The sequence below is a fragment of the Trichlorobacter ammonificans genome (genome assembly GCF_933509905.1).
Taxonomy (GTDB): Bacteria; Desulfobacterota; Desulfuromonadia; order Geobacterales; family Pseudopelobacteraceae; genus Trichlorobacter; species Trichlorobacter ammonificans.
Window position 1 is genome coordinate 786986 of sequence record NZ_OW150024.1, and the last position, 18496, is coordinate 805481.

Sequence of the window (18496 nt, forward strand, 5' to 3'; positions counted from 1 at the left end):
GGTCTCCTTTGTTCTGGTTGTAATGGGGGCGCCGGTCAGCGGGCCAACTGTTTCAGGAGCTGCTCCAGCTTGCGTAATTCTTCGCCGTAGCCGCTCCAGTTGCCCTGGCGCTGCAGGGCGATGGCCCGTTCGTAGACGGCCATGGCTTCCCTGGCCAGGCTTGATGATGATGCTCCGCTCTCCCCGTCTGCGGCGGTCCGGCTGACGGCGGCAGGCCGCTTGCCGCCGAAGATGCGCTGCAGGGCCAGTTCAAGGGTCTCCTCCATGACCACCTCGTCGCCAAAGGCGACGATGACCCGGCGCAGCTCCGGCAACCCTGCCTTGTCGGCGGCCAGGAAGAGGGGCTGCACGTAGAGCAGCGACTTCTCGATCGGGATTACCAGCATGCTGCCGCGGATTACCTCCGATCCCCGCTGGCTCCAGAGGGTGAGCTGCTGCGAGATGTAGGAGTCCTGGTTGATCCGTGCGTCGATCTGCTTGGGACCGTAGATCAGCCGGTCGCGGGGGAAGGTGTAGGCAAGGATCTTGCCGTAGTTGTCTCCGTCGCAGCGTGCGGTCAGCCAGGCCGCCAGGTTGTCCCGCTTGGAGGGACTGAAGGGAAGCAGCAGGATGTACTCCTCCTTCTGCTCGCCCGGCAGCTTCATGATGGTGTAGTAGGGCTCCATCGGCCTGTCGCCGAGGGCCGGAATCTCCCAGAGATTCTCCTTGTTGTAGAACACCTTGGGATCGGTCATGTGGTAGGTGGCGAACATGGCGGCCTGCACTTGCAGAAACTGGTGCGAGTAGCGCACATGGCTGCGCAGGCCGTCCGGCATGGCCGCCATCGGCTTGAACAGCGCCGGGAAGATACGGGCGTACGCCTTGAGGATCACGTCCTCCGGATCGCTGATGTAGAAGTCCACCGAGCCGTCGTAGGCGTCCACCACCGCCTTGACGGCGTTGCGCATGTAGGTGATGCCGCCCTTGAGCGGCTTGGCGTAGGGGAGGTGGGGCGAGTGGGTGTAGGCGTCGATCAGCCACTTGAGGCGTCCTTTGTCGTCCACCACCATGTAGGGATCGCCGTCGAAACGCAGGAAGGGGGCCAGCTCCCGCACCCGCTTGGCGATGTTGCGGTTGTAGATGATGCGGCTCTCGGCGGTGATGTCGGATGAGAGCAGGATTTTCTCGGTCCGGAAGTAGGCGGCGAAGAGCGCCTTGTGCAGCAGCGAGCCGAGCGGCACCCCTCCGCTCCCCTGGTAGGTGGTGTTGATGTTGCCGGTGGCGGTGGGGTAGCTGAACTCGGGAACCTTGCTCCTGACAATGACGTACTCGTTGGACAGCTCACCGAAGTAGATTTCCGGCCGGGTGACCTTGATGTCGGCCAGGCTCACTGCCGGGATATCCTTGACGTAAAACTCCGGCAGCCCTTCCCGGCTGATCCGGCTCACCGGTCCCATGGCGATGCCGTTGCCGTGGGTGAAGATCAGCCGCTCGTTGATCCAGGTCCTGCTGGGCAGGTCCTGGTAGGAGAGTTCCCGCGGCGAGAGCATCACCTGGGTGTAGCGGCCGTTCACCAGGTAGCGGTCGTTGTCCACGTCGAAGAACTTGTAGTAGGTCCGGATCTGCTGCAACTGGCTGTAGGTCTTGAGGAGCGGGGCATGGTCCCAGAGCCGGACGTTCCTGATGGTGGCGTCGTTGTTCCCGATATCCGTCGAGGAGAGCCGGGTGTCGACATCGAAGGGGACGGTTTCGATCTTGTCCAGGTCGTAGCCGAACCGGGTGAAGGCGATGTGGTGACCGATGTAGGGGGTCTCCAGAGCCAGCTCGTTGGGGGCCACCTTGAACTTCTGGAGCAGAACCGGGTAGCCCCGCATGCCGATGAAGTACGCCACCGTAACGACGATGGGGGGCAGCAGTACCAGGCGCCAGGTGCCGCGCCACAGTCCGAAGACCAACAGGGCTCCCGCCAGGGGAGTCAGGACGGTGAGCGCCGTAAGAGTGGTCAGGCGTACGGTGACGTCCACATAGCCGGCACCCTGGAACGGCCCGTTGCTGGCGTAGAGCAGGCCGTAGCGCTCCAGGTGGAACCCTGCGGCAATGACCAGGGAGGCGATGCCGGCCAGCAGGGCGAGATGGCGCCGTACCCGCGGCGCCAGCGACGGGCCGCGGATGGTCAGGGTGATACCGCCCCGCAGGTAGTAGACCGCCAGGGTCGCCAGGACGGTGGCCGTCAGCACCAGGTTCAGGTAGGCCCGCGCAACATCGAAGAGCGGCAGGTTGAACAGGTAAAACCCGATATCCTTGCCGATCACCGGGTCACTGGTACCCACCGTCTGGCTGTTCAGAAACAGCAGAACCTTTTCCCACTGCACCGCCCCCAGTTGTCCCGCGAACAGTGCCAGCAGGAGGGAAATCAGCAGAGCAACCGGCTTGATCAGCGGCAGGGTCTGCTCCCGCTGCAGCCGGATCGTGCCGACGGGGATAACCTCGCTCATGTAGGGAAAATTGCTGCGATCCGCATAGAGCAGGTTGGGAACGAGGAAGACGAGCAACGTCAGGGCAAAGAGCAGGGCGCTGCCGGCCTGGGCGGAGAGCCTGGTGGTGAAGACCGACGCGAAACCGGTTTCGAGGAAAAAGAGCCAGTCAACGTACAGGTTGAGCAGGTAGCCGGCCGCCGGAGCGATAACGGCGAGTGCCAGCAGGATCGGTGTCAGTCGGTGTCTGAACATGGGGTGCTCCTTTCCGGTTGATGCGGTGTCAAGCGTACGGTGGTCTTCTCAGGCGCCATCGGGCAGTCCGCTGTTCTGCAACGGACTGCCCGAGGCGGCACCGGAGCGGACGGCATAGAGCGACCAGACGATTGCCGTCACCAGGCTCAGCACGATGACGGTGAGGGAGATGCTGATCGGCACATGCACTCCCAACATGATCAGGATCATCTTGACGCCGACAAAGGCCAGGATGAAGGAGATGCCGTACTTCAGGTAGATGAACATCCCCATCACGCCGGCCAGCAGGAAGTACAGGGATCGCAGCCCCATGATGGCGAAGACGTTGGAGGTGAGCACGATGAACGGGTCGAGGGTGATGGCGAAGATGGCCGGAATGGAATCCAGGGCAAAGACCAGATCGCAGCTTTCCACCATCAGCAGAACCACCAGCAGCGGGCTGGCGACCCAGATCCCCCGTCGGCGGACGATGAACCAGTCACCCCGTATCTTGCGGGTCATCGGCAGCAGGCGGCTGGCGAGACGCACCAGCAGGTTCTGTTCCGGCTTGATCTCCGTGCCGACGCCGAAGGCCATTTTCCAGGCGGTGTAGAGCAGCACCGCGCCGAAGATGTAGAAGAGCCACTGGAAGCGCTGCAGCAGTTCCGCCCCCAGGAAGATGAAGATCACCCGCATGACCAGCGCCCCCAGAATGCCCCATTTCAGCACCCGGGCCTGCAACTCGTCGCGCACCCCGAAGACGGTGAAGATCATGATGAAGACGAACAGGTTATCCACCGCCAGCGCTTTTTCGATCAGGTAGCCGGTGAAAAATTCGAGAGCCTGCTGTTTGCCGAGCATGAAGTAGATGCCGATGTTGAAGGCCAGGGCCAACCCTAGCCAGATCAGGCTCCAGCTCAGGGCTTCCTTGAAGGAGACCCGGTGGCTCTTGCGGTTCAGTCCCAGATCGACGGCCAGCATGACAATCACCAGAAGCGTGAATGTCACCCACAGTGTCGTGGAGGTTGTCATAAACGGTTACCTTTCTGTTTCGGACGGTTTGGGTGTGGCGCCCGTGGGGGCGGGCATGCAGCAATCCGGTTGCCGCCGCTCAGTCGAAGTCAAAAATATCGGACAGGAACGACTTGCGTTTCTTGTGGTGGTGGCCATGGCCGTATCCCTGGTGCTGGGGGGGCTGACGGAGCTGTTCGGAACGCTGCGGCGCCGCTTGCGGACGGTATGTGCTTTCCGCAGACGCCTCGGACGAGGCTGAACGCTCGATGATCTTGTCCAGTTCGCCGCGGTCGAGCCAGACACCGCGGCAGCGGGGGCAGTAGTCGATCTCGACCCCCTGACGTTCCGACATGACCAGCGGTGTTTCAGGGCAGACGGGGCAGTTCATGGTGTCGTTCCTCCGGATGTGTGTGGTTTCGGACGCCGGTGAGGGCTGTCCGCGATTCAGCGTCCCTGCTTGGTCTTCTGCCAGCGCAGGTAGGCGATCAGCAGCAGCAGGCACCCACCGATGATCCAGGCGGCTGCCGTGCGGGACCATGCCATGATCAGTTCCTGGTTGTCGCCGATGGCATAGCCGATCCAAGTCAGCACGGCACACCAGATGGAGGCCCCCAGGGTGGTGTACAGCGCGAAACGGGCATGATCCATCCGGGCCAGACCGGCGGGGACCGAGATGAGCTGGCGGATTACCGGCAGCAGCCTGCCGATGAAGGTGGATATCTCGCCGTGGCGCCGGAAAAACAGCTCCGCCGTCTCCAGTTTTACTTCGGCAAGACCGACGAAGCGACCGTACTGCAGCAGCAGGGGGCGTCCCAGGTACAGGGCACCGTAGTAGTTGGCGTAGGCTCCGGCCAAGCTGCCCAGCCCACCGGCCAGCACGACCAGCCAGGGGTTCATCTTTCCCTGGAAGACCAGGTAGCCGGCTGGAGGCATGACCACTTCACTGGGGAAGGGAATGATGGAGCTTTCCACCGCCATCAGCAGAAAAATGCCGGGATAGCCCAGGGTACCGATGGTATCCACCAGCCATTGGATCATGGTGTGCAGCATGTACGCCTCCGTGCGTGGTGCGGCGGATCAGTCGGTCTTGGCCAGTTGCAGGACAACCGGCAGCCCGAGCAGCAGAACAATGGTGAACGCCAGCCAGATGCGGGGCATGGCGATCACCCGTTGCAGGAACGCCGGCCCGGTGTCAGGTGATGGCCGACGACGCCGCTTGCGCAGACCTGCTTGACCAGTTGGCGCAGGACGTCGGAAAGTCGGGCGGTTGAGGTGCCGCCGAGACGTTTGAGCATCTCCAGCTCCCGATCGCTGACCCTGAATGAGACGATATGACGTAGTTGCTGTTCTTCCCGTACCTTGATCGGCATTGCTTGACTCCTCCGGGTGGTCTGGCGCACGGTCACACGCGTTCGGACAAATAAAAAAGACCTTTACCCGCAGCGTGAACGAAACGCCTGGGTAAAGGTCTTGCGGTCGATTTCTCGTCCCATGTCCGGACCGTGCGGTCGTATTGACGAACAATGGGTCGGCCATGTCTCCGGCCGGTAGCTACTCCCCTTTAGGAAGGCAACTATATTTTGATCAGGCCCTCCCTGTCAATGGTATTTTTGCTGCCGGCTGTTCAGCGTCCCAGCAGTTGGCGGTAGTCGTCGGGGGTGATCATGGTCTGCCAGCGGCCGTTCAGTTTGCCGATGACGCTTCCGCCCCAGAATATCCCCACCACCAGCAGGGCAAAGAGGAGGCCGCTGATGACCCGGCGACCGAACAGTCGCATACTCAGGGCACTCTGTACCCGGCAGTGGCTGATGCAGCGCCAGCAGCCCAGGCACTCGGGATCAGCCACCCGGCGGGCATGCATGACATCGATCCGTGCCGGACAGACCTGGCTGCAGACGCCGCAGGAAACGCAGCGCTCCCGGTCCCGCTGGACGGCGGTGGGTGAGAGCCATGCCGCCAGCCCCAGCAGCGCGCCATAGGGGCAGAGGTAGCGGCAGAAGGGGTTGCGCAGGATGACGGACAGTGTCAGCAGCACCCCCAGCACCGCCAGCGTGGTGCCGGAGGGACGCAGGAAAAGGGAAAGCAGTTTCTGGTCCGAGATGGCGTGATAGCCGCTGAACAGAAAGCCCTGCAGCGAGTCCAGGCTCCAGGTGACGGCGGCGAACAGGAAGTAGGCCATCAGCAGGTACTTGATCCCCCGCAGGGCGACGTCCAGCAGGCGGGGGAGTGCCGGATTGCGACGGAAACGATGGAATCCCAGCTTCCAGAGCCATTCCGAGATTGCGCCCACCGGGCAGATCCAGGAGCAGAAGGCGCGGCGCAGCGCCAGTGCCAGAACGACAATGGTGACAAAGATCACCACCGCTGCCGGATGGACCGGGTTGATGCCGCCTCCTTTCAGCCAGGCCGCGGTGCCGAACAGGCCGGAAATCGGCAGAAAAGCCTCGATACCGCCGGGGCGGGCCACGGTGGGCGGCGCACCGGCTTCCACCGCACCGATGTACCGGGCGAACTGGAAACCGACCCAGAGCGAGAACAGCACAAAACATATCTGCAGCAGGGTGCGTAGTGGTTGAACGTAGCGATCCGACATGACTCTCTCCTGAAATGCGCAGGGGGTGCGGCGTGCCGCACCCCCTGCCGTGTACCCCGGAACCGGTCCGTGGTTATTCCGCCTTCATGGCCACATAGCCGAAGGTGCCGTTGGGACGCCGGAGCAGCAGCCGGACCATGTCGCCCTTGCGTACGCTGCTGACCGCTTCGGCAAAGCCGGCAATGGATTCGATCCGCTGGCCGTTGACCTCGATCACCAGATCGCCCCTCACCACGCCGGCCTCTTCGGCCGGGCTGCCTGCCTTGACCTCGCTGACCACCACCCCCCGGACATCGCGCAGGCGCAGCTGGCGGGCCAGCTCCGGGGTCAGCTCCTGGACGGAAATGCCGACGCCGGCCTGTTCCCCCTGGGCTGCCGCAGTCTGTTCGGCAGGAGCGTCCTTGGCCAAGCCGACGGTCAGGATCAGGTCGCGGCGCTTGCCGTCGCGGTAGACCCCCACCTTGACCTGCTTGTTGATCGGTGTGGCCGCAACCAGCTTGGGCAGATCGGTATCCGCCACCACCGGTTTGCCGTCGAAGGAAACGATGACGTCACCGCTTTTCAGGCCGGCTTTTTCCGCCGGGGAGTCCTTTTCCACGTTGGTGATCAGGGCTCCCTTGTCGGAGGGGAGTTTCAGGGATTTCACCAGGCTCTGGTCAAGTCCCTGGAAGTTGATGCCCATGTAGCCCCGCACCACCTTGCCGGTGGATTTGAGCTGGCTGACCACCGACTTGGCAACGTTGATCGGGATCGCAAAGCCGATCCCCTGGCCGTTGGCGATGATGGCGGTGTTGATCCCCACCACCTTCCCCTGGGCGTTGAAGAGCGGCCCGCCGGAGTTGCCGGGGTTGATGGAGGCATCGGTCTGGATGAAATCGTCGTAGGGGCCGCTGCCGATCACCCGCCCCTTGGCGCTGACGATGCCGGCGGTGACGGTCTGGGAGAGGCCAAAGGGGTTGCCGATGGCCATGACCCACTCCCCCACCTCCAGGGCGTCGCTGTCCCCCAGCTCCGCCGCCGCAAAGGTGCTCTTGCCGTCGGCGAGCTTCAGCAGGGCAATATCCAGCTTTTCATCCTGTCCCTTGATCTCCGCCTTCAACTCCCGACCATCGGACAGCTTGACCAGGACTTCGTCCGCACCGTTTACCACGTGGTTGTTGGTCAGCACGAAGCCGTCCTGACTGATGATGAAGCCGGTACCCAGGGACTGTTCCTTGCGCGAACGCTGCTGGGGCTGCTGGAACTGGTCGCCGAAGAAGGGGGCGAAGAACTCGTTGAAAAAGTCGTTGCCGAAGAAGGGATGGGGAGCCCGGCGGCCGGTGTTGGCCCGCGGCTTGACCACCTTGGCGGTACGGATGTTCACCACCGAAGGGTTGAGCCGTTTGGCCAGCTCGACGAAGTCGGGACTGACCGGCTTTGCCTCCGCCGTCTCCGGCAGTGCCGGCGTCAGGGCCAGCAGGGAGACCAGCAACATCAACAGTATTTTTTTCAGCAGCATACGTTCAATCTCCTTTCGTGCTAGGCAATGGTCTGCCCCGTCAGGCGGCGCAGGATTTCCGACGCCGATTCCTCCACCGACTTGCTGGTCACGTCGATGATCAGCCAGCCGGGATGGCGGCGGAAGTACTGACGGCAGAAGGCGATTTCGTCTTCCACCTGTTCGTGGTCGGCATAGCGGTTCTTCATGCTCTGTCCCATGTTGATCAGCCGGGAGGTACGGATTTCCACCAGGCGTTTGGGACTGATCATCAGCCCCACCACCTTGGCCGGGTCGAGACGGTCCAGCTCATCGGGGGGATCGATCCCTTTCACCAGCGGCACGTTGGCTACCTTGTACCCCTTGTTGGCCAGGTACATGGACAGGGGGGTCTTGGAAGAGCGGGAAACCCCCACCAGCACCAGGTCGGCCCGGTGCAGGTTGCGGGTTTCCTGGCCGTCGTCGTGCTTGACGGTGAAGTTGACCGCCTCCATGCGGCGGAAGTAGTCGGTGTCGATCTGGTGCAGCAGGCCCGGTGTGGCCTGAGCCACGGAGCCGAGGAATACGGACAGGCTGTTCAGCAGGGGAGACAGCAGGTCAAAGGCCATGAGTCCCGCCTCTTCCGCAATGGTCTGGGCGGCATGGGCCAGGTCGGCATCCACCAGGGTGTAGACCAGCAGTCCCTGGTCGGAAGTGACCACGGTAATGGCCTGGTGCAGTTCCTGCTGGTTGGTGACCTTGGCCAGCCGGACGATCCTGACGTCGCTGCCGCCGAACTGGGAAAGAGCGGCCCGCACCACCCGTTCGGCGGTTTCGCCGGTGGAGTCGGAGAGTACATAGATTTTTTTCATGGGATTCCTGACGGTTCCACTGTTTTTTACGACGGCCAGTCTTCCAGAAGGTAGTCAGCATCTCCTTTGCTTGTCAAGGGTTTTGGGCTGTTTTTTCGTTGTCACTGCCCGGCGCTTCTGCTAGGTTGCACTCCCGTGAAAGACCGGAATATCCTGCTTCAGAGGAGTTGTGCCGCGCATGTCCGCCCCCTCGTCCTGGTACCAGGTCAGTTGCCCTATTCCCGCTGCCTGCGCTGAAACCGTCGCCGATCGATTGTCCGAGCTGTCCGGCTGCGGCGTCTGCACCGATAACCGTTGTGTCGACACTTTTTCCTGCGATGATATTCCGGAACAGGCCCAGGTAACCCTTACCGCCTGGTTTGCCGCACCCTGCGACATCGAGCGGTACCTGGCCGACATTGCCCTGGTGCTGCGGGAGGCGACCGCCGCCTGTCCCGAGTTCGTGCCGCAGGCGCCGGAGGTGTCCCTGATCGGGGACGAGGACTGGGCCCAGTCCTGGAAAGCCCACTTCAAGCCGCTTGCAGTGGGCAGACGCCTCAGCATTGTTCCCTCCTGGGAGGAGCTGCCGGCAGACCCGCAGCGACAGCAGATCGTGCTGGACCCCGGCATGGCCTTTGGTACCGGCGGGCATGAAACCACCCGGCTGTGTCTGGAATGCCTCGACTCTCTGCTGCCCGAGCCGCCGCAGGTACCGATTCTCGACCTGGGTACCGGCTCCGGTATCCTGGCCATCGCTGCCGCCAAGCTGGGAGCCCGCAGCATCGACGCCGTCGACATCGACCCTCTGGCGGTGGAGGTCGCCGCTGAAAACTGCCGGATCAACGGCGTTGCCGAACAGGTGCGCTGCAGTACCGTGCCGCTGGAGCAGTTGCCCGGCGGGTACGGCATCATTCTGGCCAACATTCTGGCGGAAGAGCTGGTCCGCATGGCGCCGGACCTGGTATCCCGCCTGATCCCCGACGGCAGTCTGGTCCTTTCCGGCATCCTGGCGGAGCGGGAGCAGTTCGTGCGGGACGGATTCGCTCCGTTGCCCCTGGCGCTGGAAACGGTTCTTCGCGACGGTGAGTGGCGCTGCCTGCACTACCGGAGGCTGCCGTGAGCGAACAGCGCCGTTTCATGGTCAGCTCCCGCAGCATCCGTGACGGCTACGCCTCCTATGACGGCGATCTGCACCATCACATGGCCCGGGTGCTGCGGCTGCGTTCCGGCGACACGGTACTGCTGGTGGATGAGCTGGGCAGAAGCCACCAGGGGGTCATCGATCAGGTGACCCAGGAGTGGACCGCGGTCCGGCTGGTTGCTTCCAGCGCCCCCGCTGCGACGACGGCCACCGTTCCGGCCATCACGGTCATCCAGGGGTTGCCCAGGGGCGAGAAGGTGGAACTGGTGCTGCAGAAAGGGACCGAACTGGGGGTGCATGACTTTTTCCTGTTCCGGGCCGACCGTTCCGTTCCCCGCCTGAACGGCGACAAGCTGCAGAGTCGTCTGGACCGCTGGCAACGGATCGTTGCCGAGGCTGCCCGTCAGTCGGAGCGATTCGATCAGCCCTCCGTGCTCTGGCACCCTTCCGCGGCCGCGGCCGCGGCCGCGGCATCCGGTGCCGACCTGAAGCTTCTGCTCTGGGAGCGGGGAACCAGCGCACCGTTGCGCGACAAGCTGGCAACGCTTCCCTGTCCCGCCAGGATCGCCCTTGCCGTCGGACCGGAGGGGGGGTTCGAAGCGGAGGAGGTGGAGGCTTTTACGTTCTGGGGATTCATGCCGGTCACGCTGGGGGAGCGGATTCTGCGTACCGAGACCGCCGCCCTTGCCATGACCGCGATCCTGCAGTATATCTGGGGAGATATCTGATGTTCCGGGGAGGGGCTGGCCATGAAGTGTCCCGCGTGCGGATTCAACAGTTTTGAAAGCAACGATTCCTGCCCCAAATGCGCGGCAGGGCTGAAAGAGGTCAAGCAAACCTACGGTCTCACCGCCGTGGTCCTTTCGCCGGCCCATCGCCGCGCGCTGACCGCCGAGTACGCAACGGCGTCCGTTGCTGTCGATACCGGTGCCCAGATGTTCAGCTTCGAACTGCCCGGCGCCGAACCGGAGCAGACGCCGCCGCAAGCGGCCGGTGCCGATCCGTTCTCCTTCATCGATTCCCCCACCCCCGAAACCGTGGCGCCCCCAGCGGCCGCCCCCGACCCTTTTGCCGAACTGCTGGAGTCAACCACACGTTCCGAGCCGCAGCCGTCCGCCGCTACTGCACCCGCACCCACGGTTTCCGACCAGGGGTATGAACTGAGCAGCTTTTCCTGGGATGACACGCCGCCGGCCGAACCTGCCTGCCCCGAAGCGGAGGCACCCGCCGCCCCGGAAGACGATTTTGCCAGCCTGTTCGGTGATCTCGGCGAACCCAAGAAGTAACCGGCCGTGCCGTCACGCATCAAAATACTCTCTGAATCCCTGGCCAACAAAATCGCCGCCGGCGAGGTGGTGGAGCGTCCCGCCTCGGTCATCAAGGAGCTGGTTGAAAACGCCCTTGATGCCGGCGCCACCGACATCCGTCTGGAGATCGCGGCCGGCGGACGCCGTCTGATCCGGGTCAGTGACAACGGCCACGGCATGTCCCGCGAGGATGCCCTGCTGGCCCTGGAGCGTCATGCCACCAGTAAGCTGCTCTGCGACCGGGACCTGGAGGCCATCTCCACCCTGGGCTTCCGGGGCGAGGCGCTTCCCTCCATCGCGTCGGTTTCGCGCTTGCGCCTGAAAAGCCGTGAAAACGGCGCTGTGGAAGGAACCGAGCTGTATCTTGAAGGGGGCGTGGTCCGTTCGGTCACCGCCTGCGGCATGGCGGTGGGGACGGAAATATCCGTTGAGCATCTTTTCTTCAACACGCCGGCCCGACTGAAATTCCTGCGCAGTGCCCAAACCGAGGCGGGCCACGTGGGGGACCAGATGGTGCGGCTGGCCGTGGCGCGTCCCGACGTTGCCTTCAGCTACACCAGTGACGGGCGGGAGCTGTTCCGGGTGACTGCCGGTACCGCCCGCCAGCGGCTGCAGAAGCTGGTTGCCAGGGATGCGCCGCTGTTTGAGGTGGCCGGCGAGACCGCCGTCCTTTCCATCAGCGGCTTTTTTGCCCCGCCCCATGCTGCCCGCTCCACCACCGCCGCCATGTTCACCTACATCAACGGCCGGTTCGTACGGGACAAGGTGGTGCAGCATGCCGTCATGCAGGCGTTCCGGCCGGTGCTGGAACGGGGACGGTACCCGCTGCTCGCCCTGTTCATCAAGATTCCGCCGGAAGAGGTGGATGTCAACGTCCACCCGACCAAGCATGAGGTGCGCTTCCGCCGCCAGCATCAGGTGCATGACACCATCCACGCCGTCCTCTCCGAGGCCTTGAGTCGTTCCCCGTGGCTGGCAACGGGCCGGGTCCCAGAAATTGCCGCTAGTGCCGTACCGTCGCCGGTGCCGGCACCCCGGACCGCTGAACCGACCGGCCACCGGGCAGGGGTGCAGCAGGCCCTGGAGCGGTTCATGGCGGCCCCGCCGTCTGCTGCACCCCGCATCCATGAACCGCCGCCGGCCTATGTCCGGCCGGTGCCGACAGAGCCTCCGCCGCAGACCGGCTATTTTTCCGCCCTGACCGTCATCGGCCAGTTCCAGGCTGCCTACATCCTCTGCCAGTCCGAGACGGCACTGGTGATCATCGACCAGCATGCTGCCGCCGAGCGGGTCCGCTTCCAGGAGCTGCGGCAGCGTGTCCTGGCTCACCGGATCGAGTCCCAGCGGCTGCTGATCCCCGACACGTTGGAACTTTCCTTTGCCGAGGCCGACACGGCCCGCCGCTACCATGGAGAGTTGGGGAGGTTGGGGATCGAACTGGAACCCTTCGGAGGACAGACCTTCATGCTTACCGCCGTACCGGTCCTGGTGGCCGACACGGACCGGGTCCGGCTGGTGCGGGACCTGCTGGAGGAGCTGACCGGCCTGGGGAAAAGCTCGGCCTTCGACAGCGTGCTGGACGACCTGCTTTCCCGCATCGCCTGCCACAGCGTCATCCGGGGCGCCCATCCCCTGGACCGGCGGCAGATGGAGGAACTGCTGCGCCGGATGGACCGGACCGATTTCGCGGCCCACTGTCCCCATGGCCGCCCGGTCTCCCACGAGCTGCCGCTGTCGGAGATCGGTCGCTTCTTCAAACGAACCTGATCCGGTCCGTCCGGTGCGGTGGCGTTCCCGGATTTTTCGCGCCATTGCTTGAAGAACGGCAACCACCGTGTATACTGATGGGCGGATTCCATCCCTATCACAGCCTGTTTTGGAGGAACGTGCATGTACGCAGCCGACAACATCGGACGAAACACCATCGCCATGGTACTTGCCGGGGGCAAGGGGGAGCGGCTGATGCCGCTGACCCTGCGCCGGGCCAAACCCAGCGTCCCCTTTGGCGGCAAGTACAAGATCATCGACTTCGTCCTCTCCAACATGTTCAACTCCGGCATCAAGAAGGTCTACATCCTGACCCAGTACCGGGCCTATTCCCTCAACAAGCATATCCGCGAATCCTGGGGCACGTGGACCGGCCTCGGGGAATTCTACGTGGCCATCTCGCCGGAGACCCGCAGCGAGAGCGAGGAGTGGTTCAAGGGGACCGCGGACGCCATCCTCCAGTACCTGCGCTTCGTGGAATCCTCCAACGCCGATTACGTGGCCATTTTTGGCGGCGACCACATCTACAAGATGGATGTGACCCAGATGATCAACTACCACCGGATGAACCGGGCCGACATCACCATCGCCGCCCTGGAGGTGCCGGTGGAGGAGGCGGGCCGTTTCGGCGTCTTCTCCGTGGACGAGGATTCCCGGATCACCGCCTTTGCCGAGAAGCCGAAACATCCGGAAACCATTCCCGGTCGCGACACCTGCTTCGCCTCCATGGGCAATTACATCTTCCCCACCAAGAAGCTGATCGAGGTGCTGATGGAGGGGAAAAAGCTCCATGAGGATCTGGATTTCGGCAAGCACGTGATTCCGATGATGCTGGAGCGGGGGGACCGGGTCTTTGCCTACAACTTCAACGACAACGTCATCCCCGGCATGCGGGCGGAGGAACGGGGCTACTGGAAGGATGTGGGGACCATCGAGTCCTACTACGACGCCAACATGGACCTGATCAACGTCAGTCCGCAACTGAACCTCTACAACTACAAGTGGCCCATCCTGACCAACCAGGGAAATCTGCCGCCGGCCAAGACCGTGTTCGACGACGAGGACCGCCGGGGGGTGAACATCGATTCCTACGTCTGCGCCGGCTGCATCACCAGCGGCAGCACGGTGCGCCGCTCCATCCTGGGGCCGCTCTGCAAGATCAACAGCTATAGCCTGGTGGAGGAGTCGATCCTCTTCGAGAGCGTCACCGTCGGCCGTCACTCGAAAATCAGGCGGGCCATCATCGACAAGGGGGTGGTGATCCCGGACGGCACGACCATCGGCTACGACCTGGAGGCGGATCGGCGTAGCGGCTATACGGTCACTGAATCGGGGATCGTGGTGGTGCCGCGCAAGGACCGCTAAGTTCCACTCTTACTCGCCAACACTGCAAACGCCTCCGGAACGGTCTGTCCCGGAGGCGTTTGTACGTTTGTCGTCGGCGGTGTGGAGTCCGTATCACTCCCCCCTGAAGACCGGCTTCCGCTTCTCCAGAAAGGCCCGTTTCCCTTCCAGGTAGTCGTCGCTGTCGTAGACCATCCGGCGCAGTCCCTGGATGTATTCGAAGGTTTCCGGCGCAAAGGGGTGAGAGTCGGCCAGGATGCGCAACTGCTGCTTCATGGCCCGGTTGGCCAGGGGAGCATTGTCGGCGATCCGGTTTGCCATGGCAAAGGTGAAGGATTCGAGTTCCTCCGTCGGCACCAGATGGTTGAGGATGCCCACCTGCAGAGCCCGCTCGGCATCCACCGGCTGGGCGGTGTAGAACATCTCCCGGGCCACCCGTGGTCCCACGATGTTGACGAAGTGCATGACGCCGGTGACGTTGTACGGCACACCGATCTTGGCGGGAGTGATGGCGAAGGAGGCGCTGGGCCCGCCGATGGCCAGATCGCAGACAAACGCCAGGTCACAGGCCCCGCCCCAGACGCTTCCCTCGATCATGGCGATGACCGGCGCCGGTGAGCGGGCCACGCTGCGCAGCAGGCACTCCAAGGGATCGTTGTAGGCAAGAGGGTCCCGTCCCGGCTCGGGCAGTTCCCGGATGTTGAAGCCGGATGACCAGACCGTGGAACCGGCCGGCGCGCGGATGATAACCGCCCGAACCGTGCGTTGGGTAAACTGATCCATGGCATCGATCATCTCCTGCAGCATGGCGCGGGAGAGACTGTTGCGCGATTCGGGGTGATTGAGGGTGATGGTGGCGATCCGGTCGTCGCAGGTGGTGAGAATCAGTGACATGGCGTACTCCTTTCGGCAGGTCAGGCGCCTGGCCGGGGACGGACCATGGCGCCACGGCAGTGTGACGCGACCAGCACTTCTAACTGTAGCGCACTCTCTGCGTTCTGTCCGCTGCCGAAAGGAGATTGTGGGGGGAGGGAGGCAGGGGAGCTGTTGGCATGGTGTTGCCGACAGTGTGTGAGGGCCGCTACCCCAGCCCCAGCCGTATCCCCACCGATTTTCCGTGGGCCTCCAGCCCTTCCAGCCCGGCGATGCGCACGATGTCGTTCCCCAGCCGTTTCAGCCCCTGTTCGGAGAAGCTGATGATGGAGGACTTCTTGACAAAGTCGTCCACGGAAAGGGGGGAGAAGAAGCGGGCCGTGCCACCGGTGGGCAGCGTATGGTTCGGTCCGGCCAGGTAGTCGCCGGCCGCCTCCGGGGTCCAGTGGCCCATGAAAATCGCCCCGGCGTTGGTGATACGGGGCAGCAGGCCGAAGGGGTCGGCCACCGCCAGCTCAAGGTGCTCCGGCGCGATCCGGTTGGAGAAGGCGGCCGCTTCCTCCAGGGAGCCGGCCACGATGATGGCCCCGAACTTCTCCCAGGAAGCACGGGCAATGGATTCGCGGGAAAGCTGGCCCAGCTGGTACTCCACCTCAGCCGCCACCGCTTCGCCGAAGCTCCGGTCGGTGGTGATCAGGATGGAAGAGGCCAGCTCGTCGTGCTCGGCCTGGGAGAGCAGGTCCGCCGCGATGTGGGCCGGAGTGCCGGTACCGTCGTTGATCACCAGAATCTCGCTGGGACCGGCGATCATGTCGATCCCCACCTGGCCGAACACCAGCTGCTTGGCCGTGGCCACGTAGATGTTGCCCGGTCCGGTGACCTTGTCCACCCGGGGGATGGTGGCGGTGCCGCAGGCCAGGGCCGCCACCGCCTGGGCCCCCCCAACCCGGAAGATGCGGTGGACGCCGGAAAGGTGGGCCGCAGCCAGCACCGCCGGGTTGATTTCACCGCCGGGGGTGGGGCAGACCATGATGATCTCCCGCACGCCGGCAACCCGTGCCGGTACGGCATTCATGATCACGCTGCTGGGGTAGCTGGCCTTGCCGCCGGGGACGTAAATCCCCACCCGGTCCAGAGGGGTCACCTTCTGGCCCAGCAGAATGTCCGGTTCTTCGGTGGAGAGCCAGGTCTGGCTCTTCTGCTTTTCGTGGAAGCGGGCCACTCGCTCGACGGCCAGCTTCAGCGCCGCCAGGTCCTCAGCGGGAACCGCCGCCACGGCAGCCTCCACCTCCTGGCGCCCGATCTCCAGACCTGCCGCATCGGTCAGGTTAAGGCGGTCGAAGCGGTTGGTGTAGTCGATCAACGCCTCATCGCCCCTGGTGCGGACATCGGTGATGATGCCCCGCACCGTTTCCAGAACCTGGGCCGAGGTCTCCTCGCTGCGGTTCAGGATGGCGCTAAACTGCCGGTCAAAATCGGTATCGGTAATATCGAGAAACAGCACGATGGAACTCCCTTATCCCAGTATCGCTTCCAGGCCGTCGATGATCCCCCGGATCCGCTGATGGCGGGTTTTGAGGCTGGCCCGGTTCACCACCAGCCGGGTGGTGATCTCGGCAATGGTTTCCACTTCGCAGAGGCCGTTCTGGCGCAGGGTCTCGCCGGTGGAGACCAGGTCCACGATCCGCTCGGACAACCCCACCAGCGGTGCCAGCTCGATGGAACCGTACAGCTTGATGATCTCCGCCTGCACCCCCTTGGCGGCGAAGTGCTGCTCCGCGACGTGAGGGTACTTGGTGGCCACCCGGACATGGGTCCAGCGGGTCGGGTCGTCGCCGGTGGCCAGACCGGCCGGCTCCGCCACCACCATCCGGCAGTAGCCGAACTTCAGGTCCAGTGGTTCGTACAGGTCCTTGTCCTGCTCCAGCAGGGTGTCCTTGCCCACGATCCCCAGGTCGGCACAGCCGTGCTCCACGTAGGTGGGGACATCGGTGGCCCGCACGATCAGGGCGCGGACCAACTGGTCCGGGTAGTCGAAGATCAGCTTGCGGGAGTCGTCCAGCATGCCGGAAAGATCGATGCCGATCCGGGAGAACAGCTGGATCGATTCGGTGAGGATGCGTCCCTTGGGGATGGCGATGGTCAAGGTGCTGTTCATGATTCCTTCACCCGTTCGATCCGCGCCCCCAGGCCGGCCAGCTTTTCCTCGATCCGCTCGTAACCGCGGTCGAGGTGATAAATCCGCTGGATTTCGGTGGTCCCCTCTGCGGCAAGGCCGGCCAGCACCAGGGAGGCCGATGCCCGCAAGTCGGTGGCCATGACCGGCGCGCCGGAAAGTTTCTTCACCCCTTTGACCGTGGCCGAGTTCCCCTCGATGGTGATGTCGGCGCCGAAACGCTGCAGTTCCGAAACGTGCATGAAGCGGTTTTCGAAGATGTTCTCGGAAATGACGCTGGCGCCGTCGGCGATGCACATCAGTGCCATGAACTGGGCCTGCATGTCGGTGGGGAAGCCAGGGTAGGGGCGGGTTTTGATGTTGACCCCGTGGGGGCGTTTCGGCCCCTTGACGCGCACCACGCCGTCCCGGCTGACGATCTCAACCCCGGCATCCTGCAGCTTGAAGCAGAGGGCGTCCAGGTGCTCGGCCTTCATGCCGTTGATCCGCACATCACCGCCGGTGATGGCGGCGGCGATCATGAAGGTACCGGCCTCGATCCGGTCCGGCATCACCTCGTAGGCGGCCGGGGTCAGCTCGTTCACCCCCTGGATGCGGATGGTATCGGTTCCGGCCCCCTCAATTTTTGCCCCCATCCGGTTCAGGTAGTCCCCCAGGTCGCTGATCTCCGGCTCCCGGGCGGCGTTCTCCAGGATGGTTTCTCCCTTGGCAGTGGCGGCGGCCATCATCAGATGCTCGGTCCCCCCCACGGTGGAGATGTCGAAGTTGATCCGGGCCCCTTTCAGGCGTTTTTTGGCAATTGCCTCCACGTAGCCGTGCTCCAGTGTGATCTCGGCACCCAGCGCCTTCAGCCCTTTCAGGTGCTGGTCAATGGGGCGGGCACCGATGGCGCAGCCGCCGGGCAGGGAGACCCGGGCCCGGCCGAAGCGGGCCAACAACGGTCCCAGAACCAGTACCGAGGCCCGCATGGTCTTGACCAGATCGTAGGTGGCTTCCACGGTGTTGATCGGCCCGGCATCGATCCGTAGCGCCGAACCGGTACGCTCCACGGAGGCGCCCAGCGATTCGAGCAGTTTGGCGGTGGTGCTGATGTCCCGTAACCGGGGCACGTTACCGATGGTGCTGGCACCGTTTGCCAGGATGGCGGCGATGCAGATGGGAAGGGAGGCGTTCTTGGAGCCGCTGACGGTCACGTCGCCCTTCAGGCGGGTACCGCCGGTGATGATCAGTTTGTCCACAACGGTCAACCTTTGCGTTGGATTTGATCACGCATCATAGCCCAGGTGG

Annotated in this window: 17 protein-coding genes; 5 read left to right on the forward strand and 12 right to left on the reverse strand. The window is 63.7% G+C overall.

Going from position 1 to position 18496, the window contains the following annotated elements; translation table 11 throughout:
- Positions 1-35: 35 nt before the first annotated feature.
- The 8 genes from RAK07_RS03515 to RAK07_RS03550 all read right to left on the reverse strand — a co-directional run bounded on the left by RAK07_RS03515 (position 36) and on the right by RAK07_RS03550 (position 8622).
- Positions 36-2708: a UPF0182 family membrane protein gene (locus tag RAK07_RS03515; protein ID WP_305731467.1), complete on the reverse strand. Its 2673-nt coding sequence runs from the start codon at positions 2706-2708 to the stop codon at positions 36-38.
- Between the two features lie 48 nt (positions 2709-2756).
- The gene (locus RAK07_RS03520; RefSeq protein WP_305731468.1) at positions 2757-3719 is read right to left on the reverse strand and encodes a TerC family protein; all 963 of its coding nucleotides are present in this window, start codon (positions 3717-3719) and stop codon (positions 2757-2759) included.
- 79 nt (positions 3720-3798) lie between these two features.
- The gene (locus tag RAK07_RS03525) at positions 3799-4089 is read right to left on the reverse strand and encodes a TFIIB-type zinc ribbon-containing protein (RefSeq protein ID WP_305731469.1); all 291 of its coding nucleotides are present in this window, start codon (positions 4087-4089) and stop codon (positions 3799-3801) included.
- A gap of 56 nt (positions 4090-4145) precedes the next feature.
- Complete coding sequence (locus RAK07_RS03530) at positions 4146-4751, reverse strand: DedA family protein (RefSeq protein ID WP_445267890.1); 606 nt, start codon at positions 4749-4751, stop codon at positions 4146-4148.
- 113 nt (positions 4752-4864) lie between these two features.
- Positions 4865-5071 (reverse strand): hypothetical protein, encoded by a 207-nt coding sequence (locus RAK07_RS03535; protein WP_305731470.1) that lies wholly within the window; start codon positions 5069-5071, stop codon positions 4865-4867.
- Positions 5072-5325: 254 nt separating this feature from the next.
- Positions 5326-6294, reverse strand: coding sequence for a 4Fe-4S binding protein (locus RAK07_RS03540; protein ID WP_305731471.1), 969 nt, complete (start codon positions 6292-6294; stop codon positions 5326-5328).
- 73 nt (positions 6295-6367) lie between these two features.
- The gene (locus RAK07_RS03545; protein ID WP_305731472.1) at positions 6368-7792 is read right to left on the reverse strand and encodes a DegQ family serine endoprotease; all 1425 of its coding nucleotides are present in this window, start codon (positions 7790-7792) and stop codon (positions 6368-6370) included.
- A gap of 20 nt (positions 7793-7812) precedes the next feature.
- Positions 7813-8622 carry a pyruvate, water dikinase regulatory protein gene (locus tag RAK07_RS03550; protein WP_305731473.1) on the reverse strand — a complete coding sequence of 270 codons (810 nt, stop codon included), beginning with the start codon at positions 8620-8622 and terminating at the stop codon, positions 7813-7815.
- A 178-nt stretch (positions 8623-8800) separates the two neighbouring features.
- Between RAK07_RS03550 and prmA the strand changes: the two genes are divergently transcribed.
- The 5 genes from prmA to glgC all read left to right on the forward strand — a co-directional run bounded on the left by prmA (position 8801) and on the right by glgC (position 14181).
- The gene (gene prmA / locus RAK07_RS03555; protein ID WP_305731474.1) at positions 8801-9721 is read left to right on the forward strand and encodes a 50S ribosomal protein L11 methyltransferase; all 921 of its coding nucleotides are present in this window, start codon (positions 8801-8803) and stop codon (positions 9719-9721) included.
- Entirely contained in the window at positions 9718-10470 is a 753-nt protein-coding gene (locus RAK07_RS03560; RefSeq protein ID WP_305731475.1) for a 16S rRNA (uracil(1498)-N(3))-methyltransferase, read from the forward strand. Before prmA ends, RAK07_RS03560 begins: the two co-directional genes overlap by 4 nt.
- Positions 10471-10491: 21 nt before the next feature.
- Positions 10492-11028: a PhlB family protein gene (locus RAK07_RS03565; RefSeq protein WP_305731476.1), complete on the forward strand. Its 537-nt coding sequence runs from the start codon at positions 10492-10494 to the stop codon at positions 11026-11028.
- Between the two features lie 6 nt (positions 11029-11034).
- A complete protein-coding gene (gene mutL, locus RAK07_RS03570; RefSeq protein ID WP_305731477.1) occupies positions 11035-12816 on the forward strand; it encodes a DNA mismatch repair endonuclease MutL in 1782 nt (593 codons plus the stop codon).
- A 123-nt stretch (positions 12817-12939) separates the two neighbouring features.
- Positions 12940-14181, forward strand: coding sequence for a glucose-1-phosphate adenylyltransferase (glgC, locus tag RAK07_RS03575; protein ID WP_305731478.1), 1242 nt, complete (start codon positions 12940-12942; stop codon positions 14179-14181).
- A 93-nt stretch (positions 14182-14274) separates the two neighbouring features.
- Here glgC and scpB read toward each other — a convergent pair whose 3' ends face one another.
- The 4 genes from scpB to murA form a co-directional block, all read right to left on the reverse strand.
- Complete coding sequence (gene scpB, locus RAK07_RS03580; RefSeq protein ID WP_305731479.1) at positions 14275-15054, reverse strand: methylmalonyl-CoA decarboxylase; 780 nt, start codon at positions 15052-15054, stop codon at positions 14275-14277.
- Between the two features lie 187 nt (positions 15055-15241).
- On the reverse strand, positions 15242-16537 hold the full coding sequence (gene hisD / locus RAK07_RS03585) for a histidinol dehydrogenase (RefSeq protein ID WP_305731480.1): 1296 nt from the start codon (positions 16535-16537) through the stop codon (positions 15242-15244).
- A 12-nt stretch (positions 16538-16549) separates the two neighbouring features.
- Entirely contained in the window at positions 16550-17191 is a 642-nt protein-coding gene (gene hisG, locus RAK07_RS03590; RefSeq protein WP_305731481.1) for an ATP phosphoribosyltransferase, read from the reverse strand.
- Positions 17188-18447 (reverse strand): UDP-N-acetylglucosamine 1-carboxyvinyltransferase, encoded by a 1260-nt coding sequence (murA, locus tag RAK07_RS03595; protein ID WP_305731482.1) that lies wholly within the window; start codon positions 18445-18447, stop codon positions 17188-17190. The genes hisG and murA overlap by 4 nt, the downstream gene beginning before the upstream one ends.
- Between the last annotated feature and the right edge of the window lie 49 nt (positions 18448-18496).

What these genes read in the sequence shown, in the direction of transcription:
- RAK07_RS03540 (WP_305731471.1), bottom strand. Translation starts at nt 6,294, where the DNA reads ATGTCGGATCGCTACGTTCAACCACTACGCACCCTGCTGCAGATATGT.
- RAK07_RS03525 (WP_305731469.1), bottom strand. Translation starts at nt 4,089, where the DNA reads ATGAACTGCCCCGTCTGCCCTGAAACACCGCTGGTCATGTCGGAACGT.
- prmA (WP_305731474.1), top strand. Translation starts at nt 8,801, where the DNA reads ATGTCCGCCCCCTCGTCCTGGTACCAGGTCAGTTGCCCTATTCCCGCT.
- RAK07_RS03565 (WP_305731476.1), top strand. Translation starts at nt 10,492, where the DNA reads ATGAAGTGTCCCGCGTGCGGATTCAACAGTTTTGAAAGCAACGATTCC.
- scpB (WP_305731479.1), bottom strand. Translation starts at nt 15,054, where the DNA reads ATGTCACTGATTCTCACCACCTGCGACGACCGGATCGCCACCATCACC.
- RAK07_RS03520 (WP_305731468.1), bottom strand. Translation starts at nt 3,719, where the DNA reads ATGACAACCTCCACGACACTGTGGGTGACATTCACGCTTCTGGTGATT.
- RAK07_RS03545 (WP_305731472.1), bottom strand. Translation starts at nt 7,792, where the DNA reads ATGCTGCTGAAAAAAATACTGTTGATGTTGCTGGTCTCCCTGCTGGCC.
- RAK07_RS03535 (WP_305731470.1), bottom strand. Translation starts at nt 5,071, where the DNA reads ATGCCGATCAAGGTACGGGAAGAACAGCAACTACGTCATATCGTCTCA.
- hisG (WP_305731481.1), bottom strand. Translation starts at nt 17,191, where the DNA reads ATGAACAGCACCTTGACCATCGCCATCCCCAAGGGACGCATCCTCACC.
- RAK07_RS03515 (WP_305731467.1), bottom strand. Translation starts at nt 2,708, where the DNA reads ATGTTCAGACACCGACTGACACCGATCCTGCTGGCACTCGCCGTTATC.
- glgC (WP_305731478.1), top strand. Translation starts at nt 12,940, where the DNA reads ATGTACGCAGCCGACAACATCGGACGAAACACCATCGCCATGGTACTT.
- RAK07_RS03530 (WP_445267890.1), bottom strand. Translation starts at nt 4,751, where the DNA reads ATGCTGCACACCATGATCCAATGGCTGGTGGATACCATCGGTACCCTG.
- RAK07_RS03550 (WP_305731473.1), bottom strand. Translation starts at nt 8,622, where the DNA reads ATGAAAAAAATCTATGTACTCTCCGACTCCACCGGCGAAACCGCCGAA.